The sequence below is a fragment of the Asticcacaulis sp. MM231 genome, from assembly GCF_964186625.1.
Taxonomy (GTDB): Bacteria; Pseudomonadota; Alphaproteobacteria; order Caulobacterales; family Caulobacteraceae; genus Asticcacaulis.
Map to the genome: position 1 here is coordinate 339,839 of NZ_OZ075109.1, position 21,419 is coordinate 361,257.

Here is a 21,419-nt window from a genome sequence, read left to right on the forward strand (position 1 = left end):
GCTGATGGGACTATGAAAAAGGTAATTATCGCGGGCGGCGGCACAGCCGGATGGATGGCGGCGGCAAGCCTGGCGCATCAGCTCGCTCACCTCGATCTAGACATTACCTTGATCGAGTTGTCCGATATCGGCAAAGTGGGCGTAGGGGAGGCCACCGTGCCTGCGATACGAGACTATATCGGTTCGCTTGGACTGGATATTTTTGACGTGATGCGCGACACGCAGGCTACGGCCAAACTAGGCATTCGCTTTGACGACTGGTCGCACGACGGCGACAGTTTTTTCCATCCCTTTGGGCTCTATGGTGTGCCGGCCGGTCAAACAGCTTTCCACCACCTGTGTCACCGGTTACGTGAAGCCGGTGAAGATACACCTTTGGCGGCCTATAATCTGTGCACGCAACTGGCGCTCGCGGAACGCTTTACCCTACCTAATCTAACACCAAAAGCCGCGTTTGAGGCCTATGATTGGGCCATCCATTTTGACGCAGGCCTGTTCGCGCAATGCCTGCGCACCTTTGCCACAAGGCTGGGTGTAAAGCGTATCGATGCCAGAATCCATGATGTCGCGATAGCGGACAACGGCCACATCAAAAGTCTCAGGCTTGACGATGGTCGGGACATCGAGGGAGAGCTCTTTATCGATTGCTCCGGGTTCAGGGCCCTTCTGATACGGGGCGCTCTCAAAAGCGGTTATCAGAATTGGCAGAAATGGCTGCCTTGTAACCGCGCTGTGGCCCTGCCATGCGAGAGGACCGGCCCGCTCACGCCCTACACGCGTTCGACGGCCTTGTCCGCCGGGTGGGCCTGGCGCATTCCGTTGCAGCATCGTGTCGGGAATGGCTATGTGTATTCCAGTGACCACCTCACGCAGGATGAGGCCGAGACAGGGTTGCGATCCCGTCTGGAAGGACCGGCTCTGGCAAGCGCCAACCATCTGCGCTTTGTCACCGGGCATGCCACCGAAGTCTGGAAAGCCAACTGCGTTGCCATCGGTTTGGCCGCCGGCTTTCTTGAACCTTTGGAATCCACGAGCATCGTGCTGATTCAGACAGGCATTGAAAAGCTCATCAAGCTGTTTCCTGGCAGGGGTTTGGTGGCTGCCAGCCTGCGCGAGTACAATCGGACGACGACCCTCGAATACGAACGGGTTCGCGATTTCATCATTCTGCATTACTGGGCATCCGGCCGGAAAGAGCCGATGTGGAAGGCCTGTCAGGCGATGGCTTTGCCTGATCACTTGCAGCAGAAGATCGATGTGTTCAGGGCGTCGGGACATCTGGTGCGCTATGAATGGGAAAGCTTCCATGACCCGAGTTGGCTCAGCATGTATGCTGGTTTTGGCATAAACGCTTCGTCACGTGATTTGACGGCGGACAGGTTCGATGTGCCACAACTGCGCGATATCTGTACGCGGATGACGCGCGACATCCAGTCGCGAGTGGCTTCAGCCGAAACCCACGCGCAGTTTCTGGCGAGGTCCTTGAGAGTTGAGGCATGAAGACTGACCGGACGCCAAAAGCTGCCATGGTGCGCGTACACCGGGTAGGTCCGAACGACGCCTGCGTATCTACTTACAACCTCAGTAAAAGCGATTTTCAACAGGCTCATCAAAGTGACGAGGAGGCTAGCTATGACTAATGTGTTCGTTGAACCGGATCAGAGGTAAGCGGAGATTTTGAAGTTTATGTATCAAGCGAAATACGCCTTGAAATAATACTTCAAATTGATTTAATAATAAATGGGCAGCCAGGATAAGAAACGAGGACAGGGTATGAGTTTGAAAACAGCGCAACAGCGACTTGCAGATTTGCGGGCTGAATTTGAGGCGCTTGTTTCAGCGCCCAATGCGCCGCATCACAGTCTGTTGGCGCCCGGTAATGGCATCTATCAGCGCTGGCAGCATCCGGTCATCACTGCCGCCCACGTGCCGCTGGAATGGCGCTATGATATCAATCCACAAACCAATCCCTTCATGATGGAGCGGATGGGCATCAACGCCACCTTCAATGCCGGCGCGATGAAATGGCAGAATAAGTATATCGTTGTGGTCCGTGTCGAGGGGGATGACCGTAAGTCGTTCTTTGCCATCGCCGAGAGCGCCAACGGCGTCGATAATTTCCGCTTCTGGCCGAAACCGGTTGTGTTGCCGCAGACCGATGAGCCGGACACCAATGTCTATGACATGCGCCTGACGCAGCATGAAGACGGCTGGATCTATGGTCTCTTCTGCACCGAGCGCAAAGACCATGCCCTACCCAACGATCTTTCCGCGGCGACGGCGCAATGCGGCATCGCCCGCACGAAAGATCTTGTCACCTGGGAGCGGCTACCTGATCTGATTACCCACTCAGGCCAGCAGCGCAATGTCGTGCTGCATCCGGAGTTTGTCGCCGATAAATCTGGAAAAACCAGGTACGCGCTCTATACCCGTCCGCAGGATGGCTTTATCTCGGTCGGTTCGGGCGGCGGCATCGGCTGGGGGCTGACCGACGACATGACGCAGGCGGTTATCGACGAGGAAGTCATCGTCGATAACAAGGCCTACCACACGATCAAGGAAATCAAGAACGGGCAGGGACCGGCGCCGATCAAAACGCCGGATGGCTGGCTGCATCTGGCGCATGGTGTGCGCAACACCGCTGCCGGCCTGCGTTACGTGCTCTACATGTTCATGACCGCGCTTGATGCGCCGTGGAAGATCATTCATGCGCCGGGCGGTCATTTTATCGCGCCGCAGGGCGAGGAACGCGTGGGCGACGTGTCGAACGTCACCTTCTCAAACGGCTGGATCGCTGACGCGGATGGCAAGGTCTTCATCTATTACGCCTCGTCGGATACGCGCCTGCATGTGGCGACATCGTCGGTGGCGCAACTGGTCGATTATTGTAAAAATACCCCCGCCGATCCGTTGACTTCGGCGGCCTGCGTGCACCAGCGTATGGAGCTGATAGCCAAAAACGAAGCCTACAGCGCAGCTTTCGGGACAGGTCAATGACGCGTCGCACCGAAACCCTTCGTAAAGCTGCCCGCCAAGAGGGCGAGAGCCTGATGTCGTGGTGGGCGAGCCATATGGTCGATGACGTGCACGGCGGATTTCTAGGTGAGGTCGACGCTGGAGGGCGGCCTGTGTTGGGCGCTCCCAAGAGCGCCATTCTGAACACCCGCTTGTTATGGTTCTTTTCAGCCATGGCCACATGGCTGCATTCTGATGAAGCCTTGTTACTTGCCCACCGCGCGGCCAACTATATCCGGAGCCACTTCCTCGATCCGGATCACGGCGGCGTTTACTGGCTGCTCGACCATCGCGGTCAGGTCATTGACGCCAAGAAGCAGGCCTACGCGCAAGGCTTCGCCATCTACGCCTTCGCCGAATATTATCGCGCCACAGGGGACATGGCCTGGCTGAAGATTGCGCATCAGTTGCAACGCGACATTGAAGAGCGTTTTTGGGACCATGAGCACGGTGGCTATATCGAGGCCATGAGTGCCTATTGGCAGGGCGTTGGCGACCAGCGGTTATCGGAGCAGGATGCCGATTGTCCCAAAACCATGAACACGCATCTGCATATTCTCGAAGCCTATACTAACCTGCACCGCGCTGCGCCCGATGAAATTACCCATGCCGCCTTGTCACGCGCGCTCAATATTTTCATTGAACGTTTCATCGATACGGACGCGCACAGGCTAAAGTTATTTTTCGACATGGATTGGACGGATCGGACGCAAGCCACGTCCTATGGGCATGATATCGAAGCCAGTTGGTTGGTTTGGGAAGCCGTAGTGGCTTTGCGTGACCGGGAATTGGCCGCGCGCGTGCGCGGCCTCTGCCTCAACCTGGCGCGTGCCGCGCTGGTTGACGGAAGGAATTCCGACGGCGGCTTGGGCTACGAAAAGACGTTCGACGGACATCTGGACGCGGCCGGTGAATGGTGGGGTCAGGCAGAAGGCTTGGTCGGGTTTGTCAATGCTTGGCAGCTAAGCGGTGACGACGACTATCTGGCGGCAAGCGAAGCGCTATGGAGCCATATTCAAGAGCAATTCATAGGCGACGGTGGCAACGAATGGACATGGTATGCCGCCAATGCCGGGCGCGCGCAGCGGTACAGGGCAGGGATGTGGAAATGCCCGTATCATAATGGCCGCGCGATGATGGAACTGGATCACCGGCTCGAAGATCACTGAGACAATCGACGCAATACGACCCGAAAAAATAACAGGGCAGGAAACATGAACTTACAACCAATCGATCTGGCCATCGTGGGAGGCTATATTCTCCTGACGATCGGACTCGGCTTCTGGGTGGCGAAGCTATCCTCAGGCAGTTTGCAAAGCTATTTCCTCGCCGGCAACAAGCTGCCGTGGTGGGTGCTGGGGCTTTCCAATGCGTCAGGCATGTTCGATGTCGCGGGCACCATGTGGATGGTGGGGCTGCTGGTGGTCTATGGCCTGAAATCGGTGTTCATTCCCTGGCTTTGGCCGGTCTTCAACCAGATATTCCTGATGGCATTCCTGGCTATCTGGCTGCGGCGTTCGGGTAAGCTGACGGGCGCCGAATGGATCAGTTTTCGCTTTGGCGAGGATGCCGGCGCGCGCGCCTCCCATCTCATCAATGTCGTTTTTGCCCTGATCAACGTCGTGGGGATGCTGGCCTTCGGTTTCTTAGGTATCGGCAAGCTGGCGGCGGAATTCAGTCCCTGGCAACTCGCCGCTGACCCGTTGCTAAACGACAAGCTCTATGGCCTGATCGTCGTGGCCCTGACCACGGTCTATTCGGTCAAGGGCGGGATGTATTCGGTCGTCATGACCGAAATCTTGCAGTTCTTTATCAAACTGGTCGTCTGTATCGCCATCGCCTGGATCGCTGTGACGCTGGTGACGCCCGAGATGATCCGCGCCGCGGTGCCGACCGGCTGGCACGACATCCTGTTTGGTTGGAAACTCAATCTCGATTGGGCAAGTGTCGCCCAGGCGGCCAAGCCTGAGAACAAGGTGGTAGCCACAACGGCCATCTCTGTCATTGCTGTAGAAGGTCATTCGGCTTTCGGTATCTTCTTTATCCTTATGACCTTCCAGGGCGTCTTCAAAGCCATGGCCGGGCCGGCGCCGAACTACGATATGCAGCGCCTGCTTTCGGCAAAATCGCCCACCGAAGCCGCCAAGATCGCCGGCTTCGTCAATGTGGTGCTGCTTTTTCCGCGCTATCTGATGATCGCCGGTATGGCTATTCTGGCCTTGTGTTTTATCGGCCCCCAGTGGACGCATCTGGAAGCCGCAGCCGTCGCTTCCGGGCAGGCCTATACCGGCGATATCGACAGCATCTTGCCGTGGGTGATCCGCAACTATATGCCGACGGGCCTGATGGGCCTGGCCTTGGCGGGCATGCTGTCAGCCTTCATGGCTACCTATTCGGCCTCGCTCAACGCAGCCCCCGCCTATGTGGTCAACGACATCTATAAAAAGTACCTTCGTCCGGATGCGTCTGAGAAAACACTTGTGCATCTGTCTTACGCCACCTCCCTGACCTTCGCTGTGCTTGGTGCCTTCATCGGCTGGCAGCTCACCTCCATCAACGATATCGTAGGCTGGATTACCACGGGCCTCTACGGGGGCTACACGGTCGCCAATGTCATTAAGTGGTACTGGTGGCGGCTGAATGGCACGGGCTATGCGGCGAGTATGGCTCTGGGTGTCGCGGTCGCCATGTGGATGGTGATTTATAAGGACGCGGATGGCCACGCCATCGACGCTCTGGCTGCCTTTCCCTGGCTATTCGCGGCCTGCGCCCTTGTCGCCGTGGCGGGCTCTTATCTGACCCGGCCAACTGATATGGCAACCCTTAAGCTGTTTTATAAAAAGACGCGTCCATGGGGTGTCTGGGGACCGGTCTTGCACGCCTTACGGACTGACGAGCCAAATGCACAGCCGAACAGGGACTTCTGGCGTGATATGTTCAACGCGCTTGTCGGTGTTCTTTGGCAGACCGCCATAACCGCCTCGGCGATTTTTCTGATGATCCGTGAGATGGAAAAATTCTGGCTGGCGCTTGGTCTGGTGGCACTATGCTCGGTCATCATGAAATTCACCTGGTGGGACAGGATGCGTGATGAGCCAGAGCCAATCTAAAGCGCAAAGGTCATGATGCGGCTTTCTCGGAGCAAATTCGATACGATGAGGGTTTCGACGCTGTACGAAGGTCATCTTTGTCCGACACGGCGAGAGTGCCGGAAATGCCGATATACCGAGTTACGACCTGACGCGCATACCGCTAACTAAAAAGAGCCAGGTGCAAGCGAAAGCTGTAGCGGACGACTGGAAAGCCAAGCCGTCTCTGATCGCGACATCGCCCTATTTGCGTGCGCAATCAATAGCCGGTCCGGCCATCGAACGGTTTATCGACGTGCCGGTACATATGTTGAGAAACGAGGAGTTCGTGTACCTTGATCCCTCTGTTTTGTGTGGTTCAACGCACGCTCAAAGGCGGTCAGCCGTTGAGGACTACAGGAAAAGGGGCGATCCCAATTATGCCAGTGGGGTGGGGGCGAGAGCTTTCATTGTCTGCTGCATCGCATACGAGAGGTTTTTCCATTGGCTTAGCCAGTTGGATGACAACGCACTGGTCTACGCCTTTAGCCATGGCCAATTCATGCAGGCTGCAAGTTTATTGATCGCGGAACCTGAGGTAGGTGACATCCATCTCATGCGAACTTTTGCCACTCTACATGATGCCCGGCCGATTGCGGCTGTATTCGGGCGCCAAAACAATAAGCTCGCCCTCAGACGAGCCAATTGTCTGGTGGTTCTGGCGGTAGGGGGTTGCTTATGACCAAGCCGGATTAGGCGCCTGCTTGGCTATTCGGCAGCAAACGGAACATTCTCGCTGTCCTGCCAAAGTCTGCTCATCTTCCATTGCTGTTCCATCACGCCTGGGCCGAACAGTTTCGAGCCGCCGAGGCATTCGGGCAGAAACTGCATTCGCGCACCTTCTTTAAGGATCAGAGCGGTATTGGCGAGCGCCAGCAGGCCCTTGCGCCGCCAGACGGTCGAGCCGCCATTCGCTTTGAGGATGGCGAAGTGGCCCTCGTCTTCTTCGAGTTCGTTCATTGATAAATTTCGCCTCACCCTGACTGCGGTCGATAGAGATCGGAATCCTCGTCACCATGAACGCGCATAAATGTATACCCAGGTGTAATATCTCGCATGCGCCGCAGGGAGGGAAAGAAAAGTAACGGCGGATACCGCAAGTCTCCGCCGTTACTGCTACATTCCATACCGCAAGCGCAACGTTACTGATCTTGGCGTTCCTGGCGTAACCCAGACGCTGTCATAGCTGTTATCGACATACGCTTTATCGAACAGGTTATCGCCTTCAAGCCGCAATTCCACCTTCTCAGTAGCCTGCCAGCCGATGCTGGCGCGGGCGGTGACGTAGGACGGAAGTACGAACCCGCTATTGTTCGGATCGCCTGGACGATCTCCGACAAACACGAATCCGCCGGTATAGTTGAATGATCCTACGGCCTTACGCGCCGGGGCATAACTTACGAAGATCGCGCCACTGTGTTTGGGGATATTGCTCAAAGGGCCACCAACGAGCGCTGCCGTCGTATCGCGCGTCACCTTAGCATCGACATAGGTATAGACGCCGGTCACGTAGGTTGCCCGGTTCAGGCTATAGGTCGTTTCAATCTCAATGCCTTTTGAGCGCGCCTCACCGAGGGCGACCTGATAGGCCGAATCCGCCGGATCCGTGGCGAGGATATTGTCTTTTGTGATGTCGAACACCGACACAGTTCCTGTCAGCTTTTTCTTCATAAGGCTGAATTTTGCCCCGGCCTCAAAGGCCTCGCCTTCTTCAGGGGCAAACGGCTTGTTAAAGCGATCCGACCCTTGATTGTAACGGAATGACTGCCCGTAGCTGGCGTAGAGTGACCAGGTCTCTGAAGGCTTATAGGTAATCGCCGCGCGCGGTGAGGTCTTCGACACCGACTGTGAGATCGCAGTGTTATTGATACGGTTGGTGACGGTCTGGTCAACAGTGTCGTAGCGAAGGCCAAGAAGCACAGTCCATTGATCGCCAATGCTGATCAGATCCTGCACAAACAGGCCAGACCCGGTCAGGTCCTCGTGGTTATCGGTATTGAGCGGGGCAACCGGCTTCGTCTGCCCATAGACCGGATTGTAGATGTTGATGCCGTAAGGATTGGCTGCCGTCGGGTTAAAGCGCCAGAACTGACGGTACTGGTTGTAACCGAAGCCATCTGCACCGATACGCATCTGGTGTTCGGTCCCGAAGGCTGATTTCAGGATACTGAGTTCCAGACGGCCACTCAGATCATCCCAGTTGTAATCATGCACGCGCAACTGACGGCGAAGGATTCCGTCCGATTGCAGGAGGCGGTTATGCGTCGACTGCCCCACCAATGAGCCATCGCGATAAGCCAAACCCGCCTCAAGCGAGACCCCTTCGGATAGATCATAGGTACCGGACACCTGGTGTTGCCAACTTGTCTGATGGATATGGCCGTCATTCGGTTCGCCCAAAAAGCGCGTTACGGGCAATGCCAGAGCATCACCACCCACCGCCACAAGGCCGCGATCATGGACAAAGTTCACCCGGTTGAATTCGGCCTGATAGAGAAAGCGCAGTCCGTCACGCGGTTCGTAGGCAATCGAGGGCGCCACCAGGACGCGGTCAGAATCGGTGAAATCACGAAATCCGTCAGAGCGTTCGGCGACGGCGATCAGCCGCGTCTTGATCTGTGAGCCAATAGGCGTGCCGGTATCGACCGAGCCGCGATAGGTGTCGAAACTGCCCGCCGAGACATCGAAGCCGAAATGTTGTAGATTGAGCGGCGCCTTGGTAACGATATTGATTGAACCGCCGGGCTCGCCCTTACCGGACAAGGCTGAGGCTGGGCCTTTTAGGACTTCAAAGCGCTCGATGGTCGCCACGTCGCGTCTGGCGTTAAAACCACGATTGGCGCTGAAGCGGTTAATCAGCAGGTCAGGCCCCTGATTGATGTCGCCGGAAAAGCCGCGGATGGCATAGGCATCCCAGGCCCCGCCAAAGCTGTTCTGACGCGACATGCCGCCGGCCAGATCATAAAGCTCACCCAGCTTGGTGAAACCGGCGTCGCTGATCAGTTGCTCATCCATCACCCGCACATTTTGCGGCAGACGCAATGGTTCGATATCCATGCCCTTGATGCTCGCGGCGGCTTTGCGCGATCCGGTGACCACAACCGTCGTTGTCGCGCCTGCGCCGGCCTCTTCGTCGGCCATCGCAAGCCCTGCCCATCCGGCACCTGTAAGCATGGCCGCCGCAGAAACCGAAGCCGCAACATATTTCGTTTGTAATTTCATGAAAATCCCCAATTGCACCCTTGAAGTGTTACGTAATAACATAATACTAGGGACGCATTAGCGAAATGTAAGGGCAATGGCAATGACAGAAATAACACAATCGGCGGGCCTAGAGGCTCTGACATTGAAGGGTGTTTGCGCAGGATATGGCGGCAAGGCGGTTCTGAATGGGTTGAGTCTCGGGGTGAGTGCCGGAGAAATCTATGCCCTGTTGGGGGGCAATGGCGCGGGTAAATCCACGACACTAAAGGTGCTTTTAGGGTTTCTCAAGCCGCAGTCGGGCGACGTCGTTGTGGCCGGTGAAGACATCATCGCCGATCCCGCAAAAGCGCGGTCGCGCATCGCCTATGTGCCGGAAAATGTCGCCCTATATGAGCACTTAAACGCCCGTGAAAATCTCGCCTACCTTTTGACACTGGCAGGTGTCGACCCGGAACGCGGACGGATTGAAGAGGCCCTGGATGCTGTCGGGCTTGATCCGGCCGCACGCAAAAAACACTTAAGCGGCTATTCCAAGGGTATGCGGCAAAAGGTGGCGATTGCCCTGGCTGTCGCGCGCGATGTGCCTGTCCTCCTGCTGGATGAGCCCACCTCAGGACTCGATCCGCTCGCCATCTCTGAATTCCATAATCTGCTGGATGTTTTGCGTGGAAAGGGCACGGCGATATTGATGGTCACCCATGACCTCCTGGGGGCGACACAGGTCGCTGACCGCATCGGCTTTTTGAAGTTGGGCCGCATGATCACCGTGGAGCAAAAGTCTGACATGACCGGCTTCGATATCAACGCACTGTACCTGGCCTATCAATCTGTCGAGGTGCAAGCCGCATGAAAATTCTTGTCTCTGTCGCGCTAAATGAAGCGCGCGCACTCTGGCGCAACAAAACGGCCGTCATCAGTGCAGGTTTGTTTCTGGCCTTGAGCTTGATCGCGGCACTCAATGCTTATGATCAATACCAATATACTCAGACTCTGCGTCAGACCTATCAGTCCGCTGCCAACCAGGCTTTTGATGCACAACCCGATCGTCACCCACACCGTATGGTGCATTACGGGCATTTCGTTTTCAGGCCGCTCAATCCGATGGCGGCCTTCGACCCCGGTATTGATGCCTATACTGGACACATGCTCTATCTGGAGGGGCATCGTCAAAACAGCGCCAACTTTTCTGATACGCGCCAGAACACCTCGCTAATGCGCTTTGGACAGTTGACGCCAGCGTTTAGCCTTCAGGTCCTGGCGCCGCTATTGCTTGTATTTTTAGGCTTTGGGATGCTGGCGCGGGAGCACGAAAGCGGCACGCTTGCGCTTTGTCTCACCCAGGGTGTCAGAGGTGCACAGCTTTTCTGGGGCAAGGCTCTGTGCCTTATCGGTGTGGCCGGACTTATCCTGTTGCCATCGCTGGCGACGGTCAGCTTTCTGGCCGGACGGGCGGGTATAGGCGTGGCGCTCACCGCTTCGATCATTTCGGGATATGTGTTGTACCTCCTGATCTGGTCCGGGGGCATTCTTGTGGTGTCGGGCCTGGCGCGCAAAAGCCGCGACGCGCTTCTGATTCTTATGGGCGTATGGGCATTTGTATGCGTGTTCGTGCCGCGTATCGCGCCTGATTTCATTGCGCACTCGCGCCCGTTGTTGACGCAGATGGAAACCGATATTCGCATTCACAAAGAGCTTAAGGCCATGGGAGACAGCCACGACCCCAATGATCCCTATTTCAATGCGTTCAAAGCCAGAGTGCTGAAATCTTACGGGGTGACACGCGTCGAGGATTTGCCGGTCAATTATAAGGGCCTGTTGGCGGTCGAGGGGGAGGCAATGACCAGCGGTCTGTTCAAGGCCTATACACAGCGCAATTTCAATCAGCAGGAGGCCCAGATGCGGATGATGGATGCCGTTGGCTGGCTATCACCGGTTATTGCCGTTCAGCGCGTATCCATGAGTGCGTCCGGCACGGATCTGACGGCCTATCACGCCTTCCTAAATCAAGGCGAAGCCTACCGCTTCGGGCTGGTGCAAAACCTGAACCAACTTCAGGCGCAAGCCCTGACCTATGCCGACGATACGAATAAAGCCAAAGAAAACAGAATCTCGCACAGCCATTGGCAGGCCTATCCTGATTTTAACTATATTCCGCCGGCAGAGTCCGCCCGGTTAAACCTCAGCCTGCCGGCCTTAGGTATTTTGGCCTTGTGGTTACTTGTGGTTTTTGCCCTTGGCCAGATGGTGGCGGCGCGTCAGACGAGGGCTTTGGCATGAATGCGCTTAAATTTGAATGGACATTGCTTACGCGGTCAAAGCCGACGCTGATAGCGGTCATAATCCTCAGCCTGTTGTCGATTTTCGCGGTCGGACGCGGCCTCACCGAAGTGGGCCGTCAGAGCGCGGTGATCTCTCATCTTGAGAGCCTGCAAAAAAGCGACATGGCCGATTTGGCCAAGGCCTACGGCCCCGAAGGCGATGCGGGTTATGTCGCCTACTATAGCTTCTTTCATACCTTTGATCCGCCTTCGAACCTCGCCTTTGCAGCCCTCGGGCAACGTGATGTCCTGCCCTATAATCTGAGAGTGAGGGCACTTGGCCTACAGGCTCAGCTTTACGAAGGCGATATTTTCAATCCGGAACTGGCCTTGCCGGGACGCTTTGATCTCAGCTTTGTCCTCATCTATCTGGCACCACTATTCCTGGTCGTGCTGTTGCATGATCTGGTGTCGCATGAAGCTGAAACCGGACGTCTAAATCTGTTGCGCGCCTCGCCGAAAGTTGGCGGAGGCTTCTGGGCGCGACGGGCAGGGCTCCGGGGCATGTTGATCTGGGCGGCCGTGGCGGTCCCCTTCATGGCGGGCGCGATGATCGCCCAGGCGCCCTTTATTGCAACTTTGGAGGTGCTGGGGCTCATGGCGCTCTATGTTGCGTTCTGGACGGGGCTTTGTCTGGTGACTTCAGCGTTTGGTTTAGGATCCCGACTCAATACGCTGGCTCTGCTCAGTCAGTGGATGGTTCTGGTTCTGATCGCGCCGGTCGTGGCTCACATTGCCATCAGCCGCGCTGTTCCCGTGCCTCAGGGTGTCGATATCGTGCTGAAACAACGCCAATCGGTGCATGGGGCGTGGGAAGTCCCCAAAGTTCTGACTATGGAGCGCTTTTTTCAGACCCACCCCGAATGGAAGAACACGCCACCGCTGGGTGAAGCCTTTGAGTGGAAATGGTACTTCGCCTTTCATCAACTCGGTGACGAAACCGTATCGTCCGATGTTCAGGCCTATCGAGACAGCATCGAACGGCGTCAGGATTATGCGCAAGGGGTTGGCTTTTTCCTCCCGTCAGTGGGAACTCAACTTATGTTGGAACGGCTCGCCGACACCGATATCAAACGTTATCTGGGATATCAGCAGCAGGTAGCGGACTTTCATACGGCTCTAAGGCACTTTTATTACCCCTATATCTTTAACAAGGTCGCGTTCCATGAGACTGAGTTTGCTAAGGCGCCTCGGTTCGAGGCCAAGCCCCATTCCAGTGGCGGCGGAATTCTGGGACTTGTGGCCCTGCTAGGCCTGACAGCGCTCATCTGGTGGGCGGGTCTTCGGCTATTGCGCCAAAGGCTGGGTTAGACAATGCGAAGCCATGCGAGCAAGGGCCAATAGCTACGCCAACAGTATTTTGCTTCCCGCGCTCTTTGAGCGCGCGACACATCGTGACATTTGCGTTCGCTTCGTGACGGCCAATGTCCAGCGGTGTAGTTCTACATCTGTTTGGGACGTAGTGGAAGCCACATCCGCTTCAATCCTTTTGGGGAACGCATGCGCTCTGCCAGATGTGAGACTAGGCTTTAGTCGTGTTGCAAGTCACTAACCGGCACTTGCAACACGAACTCGCCCGACCTTTGAAAATGCAGAACGACCGTTTCCTTCGATCCTGCAACCAGTCTGTGCTTCGTGCCGGTCAGCATAAGGTGCGTGCCCATGGGGTCGAGGCGTATATGGCCGTGAGGTGGAATAACGAGCCCCTGATCAAGGTCTTCCATCGTCATCACATTGCCCTGCATCTTCATCCTGTGGAAGGTCACGCGGTCAGCGCAGATGCAATCGGCCGATAGCAGAGTATCTTCGTTCGGTCCGGAATTGACGATGTTGAGGTACAGAGTTGAGGTCGGGACATTGCCCAGCGAGGCGCGCATCATATAGTTACGGACGGTCAGGTCTCTCAAGCGAACCGTTGGGGCCAGATCGTTCGATACCATCACCTTGCGATCGGGCATAGACACGGTGGTCATGCAGGCGACGACCAGCGCAATGGCCACCATAATAGAAAGCTCGACCTTTATAGCCAGGCGAAAACGGTGGACCGCCGTGACCTCGGTATCGAGCTTAGGCGTCAGTACGACCTTATTGAGGGTCGCGAGGGCTAGCAGGACAGCGACGAGGCACAGCTTGAGCAGCAGCCAGCGCACATAGTCGCCGCTGAAATCTATATCCGTACCCAACAGACCGATGACAATCACCAGACCCGCCATTAGTATGCCCGCGACCCCGAACAGGGCCTGGCGGCTGAACCTTCTGATGACGAGAGCCGGAGGCTTCGCACTGTTCAGATTGAGCAGGGTCCAAAGACCGCCCACCCACCAGGCGGCAAGCAACACATGAACGCCTGCCACCAAGCCCCAGGCCGCGCCGTGCGCCGCAGAATGGCCGGCGATGCCAAAGCCCGAGATCAGGCCTAGGCCAGCGATGAGGGCCAGCCACCTTTGTACGGGTACACAGGCTAACAGGATCGCGCTGAGGGTCTGGACTATGAGGCCGATCCCGACCGGCTCTTCATAGATGGCACTAAGCGTCGGCATGTTGAATCCGCCACCCAGCCGCAGGAACAACAGAAACAGACTGGCGAGACTTGCACCAGCAGACATAAGGGCCGCGTGGCGGATGATCATTTCGAGACCACCCGAGAGGCTTGTCCGCAGCGTCATCGCGCTGAACACTGTCCCGGCAGCCGTCAGGGTGGCTGCGTAGAGGACGGCCTTGGCCAGAATGGCGAGGACGGTTTCCACCGTCATGAATGCGGGCGAATGACGACGAGGATTGTGCCTTCCATCACGTGCCCATCTTCGGACAGGGCTTTCCAGCGCAGCTCATTTCGCCCGGCGGGCAGGTTGGGCGCCTGGACGGTAAAGCTATCGGACTTGCCGGTTGGCGCGAACGGTAAGCGCTTTGACTTGGATCCATTGACATCACGGATCTGGGTCAGCCGGACGGGGCTTGCGAAGGTCAGGGCAATAGAAGGCGGCGACTGCTCAAGGATCGCGCCGCTTTCGGGCACCGAACCTGTTAAGGCGGTATGCGCACCTACGCTTAGAGGAAGTGCAGCGAGTGCGGCGGAGAGGACGAGGGCGCTGAACTTCATGGTATCTTCCTTTGGGGTTTGGGCCACGGGTCTGAAAAACGCGGATCCGTCAGGACGGCATCGTCGGTAAGAGAATTGAGAAACGCCTTGAGGTCATCGCGCTCGGAGGGCGTGAGGGTAAAGCCCGAGATGAACGAACTCTTGAGCGGATTGTTCTTGCCGACGCCCGCATTAGGGCCATTTTGAATCGTGCGCCCACCGGCGGCATAGTGATCGATGACGTCGTCAAGGGTCTTGGCGGAACCGTCGTGGAAATAGGGCGCGGTCACAGCGACGTTGCGCAAGCTGGGGGTTCGCATGCGGCCCATATCATCGTCGCGGCCCGTGATCTCACGAATGCCGGTATTGTCGGCCGGATAGCCGCCCTTGCCATCCATGTTGTAGAGCCCGGTATTATGAAATGCCGAGGTGCCCATTGGATTGCGGGCATGGCGTTCGGAGTCGGTGAAGTTGAGACCATTGTGGCAATGGTGGCATTCCAGACGCTCACCGAAGAACAGGGCCTCGCCGCGCAAGGCGGCATCCGACATGACGGTCATGTCATTGTCATAGCGATAGCGGTCGTAGGGGGAGCGGAAGGACACGATGGAGCGCTCAAATGCGGCAAGCGCCCGGGTAAGAGTCGCCAGTGAGATGTCGCCCTTGGCTTCGGGAAAGGCGGCCCTGAACAACTTCGGGTACATAGGCTCCGCTTTCAGGCGGGTGATCATCTCGTCTTCGTGCTTGTCGATGCCAAGCTCCGGCGGCGTCACATTGGTCAGGGGCACCAGAGCTTGTTGTTCAGCGGTGTGCAGAAGCGGATTTGACCAGGTCAGGGCCGGAAAATAGGCGGCATTGACCAGCGGCATGGCATTGCGCGGGGTATGTTGGCCCGTCACCCCGATCGAAGTCGGACGTCCATCGGTAAAGGCCTTCGACTGAATATGGCAGGAGGCGCACGACAGGGTGCCGTCGACCGACAGCCGCGTATCGTAAAACAGGTAGCGCCCAAGTTCGACCTTGGCCTTGGTCGTCGGATTGCCTTTCGGCTCCAGAGGCTGCGGCGCCCAGGCCGGTAGATGGAAGTCGAACTTGCTCACCACGAAGTCGCCCAACTCGGACAACTTCGCCGAGGCGCCGGTGGCCTTTATCCCGAGAATCGCAAAGGCAGCCAGGTACAGGGCGAGCGTGAAGCGCTTCATCGCTTATCTGACGGAGACGAAATGCTGACCGGCGGACGGCTTGCCACGGAAGGGCAGGCCAAAGCGGTCCATAATGGCGATGCAGTCGTCATCATCCTCGAACGCCATGCATCCCGGTGCGCTTTGCGGCGCGTTGGCGGTGATGTCCGTCTGAGCAAGCAGATCACCCAGGTCGAACACAACGACATGGGTGCGCGCCTCGAAACTGGAGAGACGGTACTCAGGCCGATTGGGGTTGCTGCACGCCACTGTGGGCGCTGTGGTGATCGCTCCTGCGCCGCAGCCTGTGCTGCCGAGATGGATCGAGAAACCGCTGGCTGTCGCCGTCTTGCCGGGCGCCGGCGAGGTCGCCAGATCGATGGTGGTGAACTTGAAGCCGATGCGCCAGGGCCAGGCGGTTGCCGGCACGTTCAGCGGCGCAGGCGCCAGCGTCGGATCCTGATGGTTGATGTCGAAGGGGACGCCGACCTCGAAAACGAGACCCTTATAGTTGGCCTTGGGTGCTTCGAGGGTAACCTTGGTGTGCAAGGCGCTGTTGCCGTTGCAGTTGCCGGTGCCGTCCTCAAAATCGATCAAGGCGACCTTATTGTCCTGCCAGACGCCGTCGGCCACCAGTTTGGCGGGTACTTCGCGGCCCTGATCGTCAATCCAGCGCAAGGCGGACACGAAAATACGGAAGTCCTGAAGCTTGAGCGTTGCGCCGGTCGAACCGACATTGTCATAGGCCGTGCCACAGTGCAGGGGCTGTCCATTGACCGCGGCAGCGAAATTGATGTCGACCGTCTTGGGTTTTGCAAGCGCGTGTGGCGCCAGCAAACACACGGTGGCCGAGAGCAGTGTTGCCAGTTGCTTGCGCATGTGGACCTCATAATTATTTTCTTCGGGACTAGACGGATCTGTTATGCCGCATCGAGAGGCCTTGTTCACTTGGACACTTTGTCCAAGGGGGCATGATCATTATCTCAGTGATTTTACACGAGGTGATCTTCTGGCTGCGTTTGAGCAGAAAACCTTGCCGATGCCTTTAGAGCGTGTTCCGATCTGATTGGATCAGATCGGCGCTAATTTTATGTTTTGACGCGCTTTCCGAAAAGTGCGTCACACTTTTCGGAAAGCGCTCTAGTAGGCGAGGCGCAAGCTCAGTGACACCGTGCGCGGCGCGCCTGGATGGACCCAGTCCGCCACAAACTGGTGCGATCCGGTGTAGTAACGGGTATCGAATAGATTATTGACGTTCAGTTGAAGGGCCGCTTGGGCGCCGGAGGCCTTAAAGCTGTAAGACGCCATGGCATCCACACGCGTATAGGCGGGCATGATGAAGGTATTGCCGACATCGCCCCACCGGTCGCCCTGATAAAAGGCGCCAGCGCCCAGCCGCCACTTTGGCGATACATCGTAGCTTGCCCACAGGCTGGCGGCTGTCTTGGGTACGTTGGCGAGGGTCTTGCCGGTGTAATAGGCGTCTTCCACCACCTTGGCCTCGGTGTAGGCGTATGAGGCGATGAGCGAAAGTTTGGATGTGATTTCACCGAGCGCATCGACTTCGACGCCTCGGGAACGGGCTTCACCTGTCGTTAGAATCGTTTGCGGGTAGAGCGAATAATCGCTGCGGTTCTTTTTAGTAAGTTCGTATATGGCCACATTGGCACTCAAGCGATTGTCAGGAGAGACGTACTTGTAACCGACTTCTGATTGCTGAGCGATTTCAGGCTTCAGCGCCGTGATACCGTCCACATCGCGTCCGTTATTAGCCGACAATGACTTCTGATATTGGCCGTAAAAGACCTGATTAGACTTGTAGGCCCAGACAAGGCCGACACGCGGGGAGGTGAAAGATACCTCATTGGGTGCTGTGCCCGGCATGGCGTAGATGGCCTTCGTCTTGTCGTGACGTAGGGCAATCACCAGATTGAGACCGTTGCCGAAATCGATTTGGTCCTGCGCGTAAACACCCTCCCAGCTATTCCGATCTTCCATGTCCATCGGCATGGCAAGGCTGGTGTCGAGGCCGGGCGCACCGCCCAAGGCCGGGTTATATAGATCGACGGACGCTATCTGCTCGAAATAGGTGGTGCCTGACTTTTGGGCTTCGTAGGTCTCGGCGCCGACGAGGACATTATGCGTAGCGCCGCCCCAGCGTATCGTGCCGGTCAGGTCCGCCGTAACCTGATGCATGTCATATTTGCCATCCGGTCGTACGTAGTAGTAATAGCGGCAGGTGGTTGCGGGGGTGGCGCCGATATCGCACAAAGGATCAGCCGATCCAGACAGATCGACACGATACGGTGCAATATCGACCTCCTCAGTGTCGGCGGTCACCTTGACGCCACGAATTTTCAGGCTCCAGTCATCGCTGAACGCGTGGGTATATTCGACGCGCGCTGAGACGCTTTTTTCGCCCGATAGCTGTGGCGCGTCATTGTACTGAGTATTGAGTGGCAGATTGGCGACACGATCTCCAATGGCGGGTAAGCCATAGTCTGTGCGGTAGCTATGGTCGACGTAGTCAACGCTGGCATAGAGCGTGTTGTTGGTATTCGGAGACCATTGGCCGCGCAGGCCGAACGCCGTCATATGCTCTTCAACAAAATCCCGATAGGAATCGGTATCATATTGGCTGGTGGAAAAGCCCAGCAGTAGAGACTTGTCCTCATTGACCGCGCCGCTTGCGCTTAAAACAGAGCGTGACAAACCATACTCACCCAGGGTCTGTTCGAAATCAAATCCCGGCTTCACCTTAAGTGAGCGGCTCACAACATTGACCAGACCGCCAGGCTCACCACGCCCAAAGAGGACGGAGTTCGGTCCCTTTATGACCTCGACAGACTTCACATCTGCCATATTGACCGGAAGGCCGGTCACCTTGGCGCCATCCACATAGTAGGTTGAGCTGCCCGACATGCTGCCCATGGCCGTCATCGAGGTCGATGAAAAACCGCGGAGGATGAGCAGTGGCTGTGTTTCGCCGTTGAAACCGAAGTCGGTGGTCACGCCCGCTACGTTGCGCGTGGCTTCGGCCAGGGTCAGGGTATGCTGATCGTCCAAAACCTGCTCAGGTACTACCTGGATGGCTTGGGGTGTCAATAGGTTGCGGGCCTTGGTCTTGTTGGCGGTCGTCGTTTGGGCCGGTAATAGCTTTTCACCGACGACGATGACCTCCGTTCCCTTCGTGTCATCAGGTGCCGTCTCCTGCGCTGTGGCGGCTGAGGCCGATATGAGTGCGAACGTGGCGGCGGAGAGGAAAAGAAACTGTTTCATATGATCAACCTGTTGAACAGATGATTGCCATAGACGGTGTGGTGGCGCTTAGCACTTGGACAAAATGCCCAAGGGCGCATCGGACGCGATGACTGTTGCGCAAAGGAAACGCTCATTGAGCCTTGCATCGACAGAGGCTTTTAATCTGCCGGGGGGCGATAGTTTGCCCAGGCGGGGCGCTCTACGAAGAGATATGTCGAGGGCGTCCAGGTGGATATCGGCCAGCCTCCCGAATTTATCTCATTGTTTTGGTATTGTATAAGCTGAGGCGATCTTATCCGCTCAGCCTGGCTATTCACGTCATGGGGCGCTTCGCCAGTTTACGCGCCAGCGTCCGACGGTGCATGTTCAGCCGGCGTGCGGTTTCCGAGATGTTGTAATTGGACTGGACCAGCACTTCGTTGATGCGTTCCCATTCCACGGTCTTCAACGAACTCTTTTTATCCGTTATCGGAATGTCGGTTTCGCCGTCGGCTTTTTCGAAGGCGGCCAGAATGTCCTCGAGGTTCGCCGGTTTGGCCAGATAGTGGCAGGCGCCCAGTTTGACAGCCGCGACGGCTGTCGTGATGCTGGCATAGCCGGTCAAAACAACGATCTTCATTGTGGGGTTCAGGGCATTCAGGCCCTTGACGCACTCGAGACCGGAGGGGCCCAGCATGCGCAGGTCGACCACAGCATAATCCGGCAGAAAGGTTTCGGCCTCGGCAAGCGCCGTGTCGGTGCCATGGGCCACGCGCGCGTCAAAGTGCCGGCGTTCAAAGGACCGTCTGAGGGTCTCCGCCAACACCTGATCATCATCGACGATCAGGACCCTAGAAGGCTTCTGCGGTATGGCCTTTGGCTTGTCAGTTGGCATGAGGCGTCATCCGGATGGCATCAAGCGGCAGGGTGAGTGTGACAACGCCGCCCAAGAGGCTGCCGTCCTTAGAGATGTCGTTGCCGGCCTGGAAGGTGCCGCCCAGTTTACGCACCGTATTGGTCACCAGAAAGAGCCCGAGGCCGCGCCCGTGCCCTTTTCCGGTTGCGCCCTTGGTCGTGACATAGGGCTGACCCAAGCGATCGAGAATGTCCTGGGTAAAGCCTGGGCCATGATCCCTGACGGCAATGATCACGTGTTCGTCCTCAAGACGCGCAGTGAACCGGATACCGGCGGCGCCGGCCGATGTGACGGCCTCCTGGGCGTTATCGAGAAGGTTGGTAAGCGCCTGTTGAATGACGCGGTCCGCGACGACATCGACCGCAGGCACGGTGATCTCAGTCGTAAGGCTCGCTTCGGGATGAGACAGGCGCCAGGTGTCAGCCGTCTCACGCAGAAACGCTTCCAAAGTCTGAACGCCAGCGCCTTCGCCGCGCGCATCCCCGGAAGAGGTCAGGATGTCAGAAACAATCGCCTTGCAGCGACTGACCTGCATCTGCATGGTCTGGATATCCGCCTTGAGGTCGGACTTTTTACGCGGCAGCGGCAGATCATGCCAGTCCTGTAGAATGACCGAGAGGGTGGTCAGAGGCGTGCCCAATTCGTGGGCTGCGCCAGCGCTCAGCAACCCCATTCGGATGATATGGCTCTCCTCCAGCGCCTGGGCTTTCATGGCTTCCAGTTCGGTGTCGCGGGTCCTGAGGTTGTTGCGAATACGCGTGATCATGTAAACGAGAGCGCCGGCGCAGATTCCATAGCCCAGCATCATGCCGTTCATGTGCAGACTGGAATGGTCAATCAAACTCGATGCGGCGTGCCCGGTCCCCTCCATGCCCGGCATATCCATCATTTGGGGCATGGGATGGCCCATGCCCGCGACGGCGAGGGCGAGATAGGCCAGCAGGGTGATCCCATAAATCGACCAGGCATAGACGGCACTCAGCATGACGGCGCCGATAATGACTGGCAGCATGAAAAACGATACGAACGGGTTGGAGGTGCCGCCGCTAAAATGGAGTTGCAGGGCCAGCACGAGAACGTCGACCACGAGGCCAAGAAACAGGTCGAGATTGCTGACGGGCTTCAGCACATGCAGTCTGTGCAAGCTGTAGAGGTTCAAGACGGCGAGGACAGAGGCTGTCAGCACCATGTAGGTTACGGGCAAGACGATGCTCAGGCCGTAATAGGTGACAAAAATAGCGATCATTTGCGCGCAAAAGGCCATGCCCCGGAGATTGATAAGGACACGCAGGTTCTGGCGATTGGCAGTCTGATCAATGGCGTGAAGGGATGTCATCT

General features: G+C 57.0%; 17 protein-coding genes. 8 read left to right on the forward strand and 9 right to left on the reverse strand.

The annotated features are described in order from the left end of the window. Positions 1-12 precede the first annotated feature (12 nt). The 5 genes from ABQ278_RS18345 (at position 13) to ABQ278_RS18365 (ending at position 6,825) form a co-directional block, all read left to right on the forward strand. Positions 13-1,500, forward strand: a complete 1,488-nt coding sequence (locus ABQ278_RS18345; protein ID WP_349322469.1) for a tryptophan halogenase family protein — start codon at positions 13-15, stop codon at positions 1,498-1,500. Between the two features lie 273 nt (positions 1,501-1,773). Continuing rightward, positions 1,774-2,997 (forward strand): glycosidase, encoded by a 1,224-nt coding sequence (locus ABQ278_RS18350; RefSeq protein WP_349322470.1) that lies wholly within the window; start codon positions 1,774-1,776, stop codon positions 2,995-2,997. 74 nt (positions 2,998-3,071) lie between these two features. Continuing rightward, complete coding sequence (locus ABQ278_RS18355; RefSeq protein WP_349322471.1) at positions 3,072-4,184, forward strand: AGE family epimerase/isomerase; 1,113 nt, start codon at positions 3,072-3,074, stop codon at positions 4,182-4,184. 45 nt (positions 4,185-4,229) lie between these two features. Then, entirely contained in the window at positions 4,230-6,125 is a 1,896-nt protein-coding gene (locus tag ABQ278_RS18360) for a sodium:solute symporter family protein (protein ID WP_349322472.1), read from the forward strand. A gap of 73 nt (positions 6,126-6,198) precedes the next feature. Beyond that, the gene (locus ABQ278_RS18365; protein WP_349322665.1) at positions 6,199-6,825 is read left to right on the forward strand and encodes a histidine phosphatase family protein; all 627 of its coding nucleotides are present in this window, start codon (positions 6,199-6,201) and stop codon (positions 6,823-6,825) included. A gap of 26 nt (positions 6,826-6,851) precedes the next feature. Here the strand turns inward: ABQ278_RS18365 and ABQ278_RS18370 are convergent, their stop codons facing one another. Continuing rightward, positions 6,852-7,103 (reverse strand): hypothetical protein, encoded by a 252-nt coding sequence (locus ABQ278_RS18370; protein ID WP_349322473.1) that lies wholly within the window; start codon positions 7,101-7,103, stop codon positions 6,852-6,854. Between the two features lie 156 nt (positions 7,104-7,259). Further along, a complete protein-coding gene (locus tag ABQ278_RS18375) occupies positions 7,260-9,365 on the reverse strand; it encodes a TonB-dependent siderophore receptor (protein WP_349322474.1) in 2,106 nt (701 codons plus the stop codon). Between the two features lie 82 nt (positions 9,366-9,447). On the opposite strand from ABQ278_RS18375, the gene ABQ278_RS18380 reads away from it, so the two are divergent. From ABQ278_RS18380 to ABQ278_RS18390, 3 genes are read left to right on the forward strand one after another with little or no spacing between them, the layout of a single operon-like run. Continuing rightward, positions 9,448-10,197 carry an ABC transporter ATP-binding protein gene (locus tag ABQ278_RS18380; protein ID WP_349322475.1) on the forward strand — a complete coding sequence of 250 codons (750 nt, stop codon included), beginning with the start codon at positions 9,448-9,450 and terminating at the stop codon, positions 10,195-10,197. After that, the gene (locus ABQ278_RS18385; protein WP_349322476.1) at positions 10,194-11,624 is read left to right on the forward strand and encodes a DUF3526 domain-containing protein; all 1,431 of its coding nucleotides are present in this window, start codon (positions 10,194-10,196) and stop codon (positions 11,622-11,624) included. Before ABQ278_RS18380 ends, ABQ278_RS18385 begins: the two co-directional genes overlap by 4 nt. Further along, positions 11,621-12,976, forward strand: coding sequence for a DUF3526 domain-containing protein (locus ABQ278_RS18390; RefSeq protein ID WP_349322477.1), 1,356 nt, complete (start codon positions 11,621-11,623; stop codon positions 12,974-12,976). The genes ABQ278_RS18385 and ABQ278_RS18390 overlap by 4 nt, the downstream gene beginning before the upstream one ends. Positions 12,977-13,194: 218 nt before the next feature. On the opposite strand, the gene ABQ278_RS18395 is transcribed toward ABQ278_RS18390, so the two are convergent. From ABQ278_RS18395 to ABQ278_RS18425, 7 genes are all read right to left on the reverse strand, one after another. Continuing rightward, positions 13,195-14,418, reverse strand: coding sequence for a copper chaperone PCu(A)C (locus ABQ278_RS18395; RefSeq protein ID WP_349322478.1), 1,224 nt, complete (start codon positions 14,416-14,418; stop codon positions 13,195-13,197). Continuing rightward, complete coding sequence (locus tag ABQ278_RS18400) at positions 14,415-14,765, reverse strand: copper resistance CopC family protein (RefSeq protein ID WP_349322479.1); 351 nt, start codon at positions 14,763-14,765, stop codon at positions 14,415-14,417. The genes ABQ278_RS18395 and ABQ278_RS18400 overlap by 4 nt, the downstream gene beginning before the upstream one ends. Then, complete coding sequence (locus ABQ278_RS18405) at positions 14,762-15,946, reverse strand: MbnH family di-heme enzyme (RefSeq protein WP_349322480.1); 1,185 nt, start codon at positions 15,944-15,946, stop codon at positions 14,762-14,764. The genes ABQ278_RS18400 and ABQ278_RS18405 overlap by 4 nt, the downstream gene beginning before the upstream one ends. A 3-nt stretch (positions 15,947-15,949) precedes the next feature. Continuing rightward, the gene (locus ABQ278_RS18410; protein ID WP_349322481.1) at positions 15,950-16,804 is read right to left on the reverse strand and encodes an MbnP family copper-binding protein; all 855 of its coding nucleotides are present in this window, start codon (positions 16,802-16,804) and stop codon (positions 15,950-15,952) included. 261 nt (positions 16,805-17,065) lie between these two features. After that, positions 17,066-19,204 (reverse strand): TonB-dependent siderophore receptor, encoded by a 2,139-nt coding sequence (locus ABQ278_RS18415; protein WP_349322482.1) that lies wholly within the window; start codon positions 19,202-19,204, stop codon positions 17,066-17,068. A 295-nt stretch (positions 19,205-19,499) separates the two neighbouring features. Beyond that, entirely contained in the window at positions 19,500-20,060 is a 561-nt protein-coding gene (locus ABQ278_RS18420; RefSeq protein ID WP_349322483.1) for a response regulator transcription factor, read from the reverse strand. Next, positions 20,050-21,417: an ATP-binding protein gene (locus ABQ278_RS18425; protein ID WP_349322484.1), complete on the reverse strand. Its 1,368-nt coding sequence runs from the start codon at positions 21,415-21,417 to the stop codon at positions 20,050-20,052. The genes ABQ278_RS18420 and ABQ278_RS18425 overlap by 11 nt, the downstream gene beginning before the upstream one ends. Positions 21,418-21,419 lie beyond the last annotated feature (2 nt).

What these genes read in the sequence shown, in the direction of transcription:
- ABQ278_RS18415 (WP_349322482.1), bottom strand. Translation starts at nt 19,204, where the DNA reads ATGAAACAGTTTCTTTTCCTCTCCGCCGCCACGTTCGCACTCATATCG.
- ABQ278_RS18355 (WP_349322471.1), top strand. Translation starts at nt 3,072, where the DNA reads ATGGTCGATGACGTGCACGGCGGATTTCTAGGTGAGGTCGACGCTGGA.
- ABQ278_RS18410 (WP_349322481.1), bottom strand. Translation starts at nt 16,804, where the DNA reads ATGCGCAAGCAACTGGCAACACTGCTCTCGGCCACCGTGTGTTTGCTG.
- ABQ278_RS18385 (WP_349322476.1), top strand. Translation starts at nt 10,194, where the DNA reads ATGAAAATTCTTGTCTCTGTCGCGCTAAATGAAGCGCGCGCACTCTGG.
- ABQ278_RS18370 (WP_349322473.1), bottom strand. Translation starts at nt 7,103, where the DNA reads ATGAACGAACTCGAAGAAGACGAGGGCCACTTCGCCATCCTCAAAGCG.
- ABQ278_RS18420 (WP_349322483.1), bottom strand. Translation starts at nt 20,060, where the DNA reads ATGCCAACTGACAAGCCAAAGGCCATACCGCAGAAGCCTTCTAGGGTC.
- ABQ278_RS18360 (WP_349322472.1), top strand. Translation starts at nt 4,230, where the DNA reads ATGAACTTACAACCAATCGATCTGGCCATCGTGGGAGGCTATATTCTC.
- ABQ278_RS18375 (WP_349322474.1), bottom strand. Translation starts at nt 9,365, where the DNA reads ATGAAATTACAAACGAAATATGTTGCGGCTTCGGTTTCTGCGGCGGCC.
- ABQ278_RS18425 (WP_349322484.1), bottom strand. Translation starts at nt 21,417, where the DNA reads ATGACATCCCTTCACGCCATTGATCAGACTGCCAATCGCCAGAACCTG.
- ABQ278_RS18380 (WP_349322475.1), top strand. Translation starts at nt 9,448, where the DNA reads ATGACAGAAATAACACAATCGGCGGGCCTAGAGGCTCTGACATTGAAG.
- ABQ278_RS18405 (WP_349322480.1), bottom strand. Translation starts at nt 15,946, where the DNA reads ATGAAGCGCTTCACGCTCGCCCTGTACCTGGCTGCCTTTGCGATTCTC.
- ABQ278_RS18400 (WP_349322479.1), bottom strand. Translation starts at nt 14,765, where the DNA reads ATGAAGTTCAGCGCCCTCGTCCTCTCCGCCGCACTCGCTGCACTTCCT.
- ABQ278_RS18390 (WP_349322477.1), top strand. Translation starts at nt 11,621, where the DNA reads ATGAATGCGCTTAAATTTGAATGGACATTGCTTACGCGGTCAAAGCCG.
- ABQ278_RS18350 (WP_349322470.1), top strand. Translation starts at nt 1,774, where the DNA reads ATGAGTTTGAAAACAGCGCAACAGCGACTTGCAGATTTGCGGGCTGAA.
- ABQ278_RS18345 (WP_349322469.1), top strand. Translation starts at nt 13, where the DNA reads ATGAAAAAGGTAATTATCGCGGGCGGCGGCACAGCCGGATGGATGGCG.
- ABQ278_RS18395 (WP_349322478.1), bottom strand. Translation starts at nt 14,418, where the DNA reads ATGACGGTGGAAACCGTCCTCGCCATTCTGGCCAAGGCCGTCCTCTAC.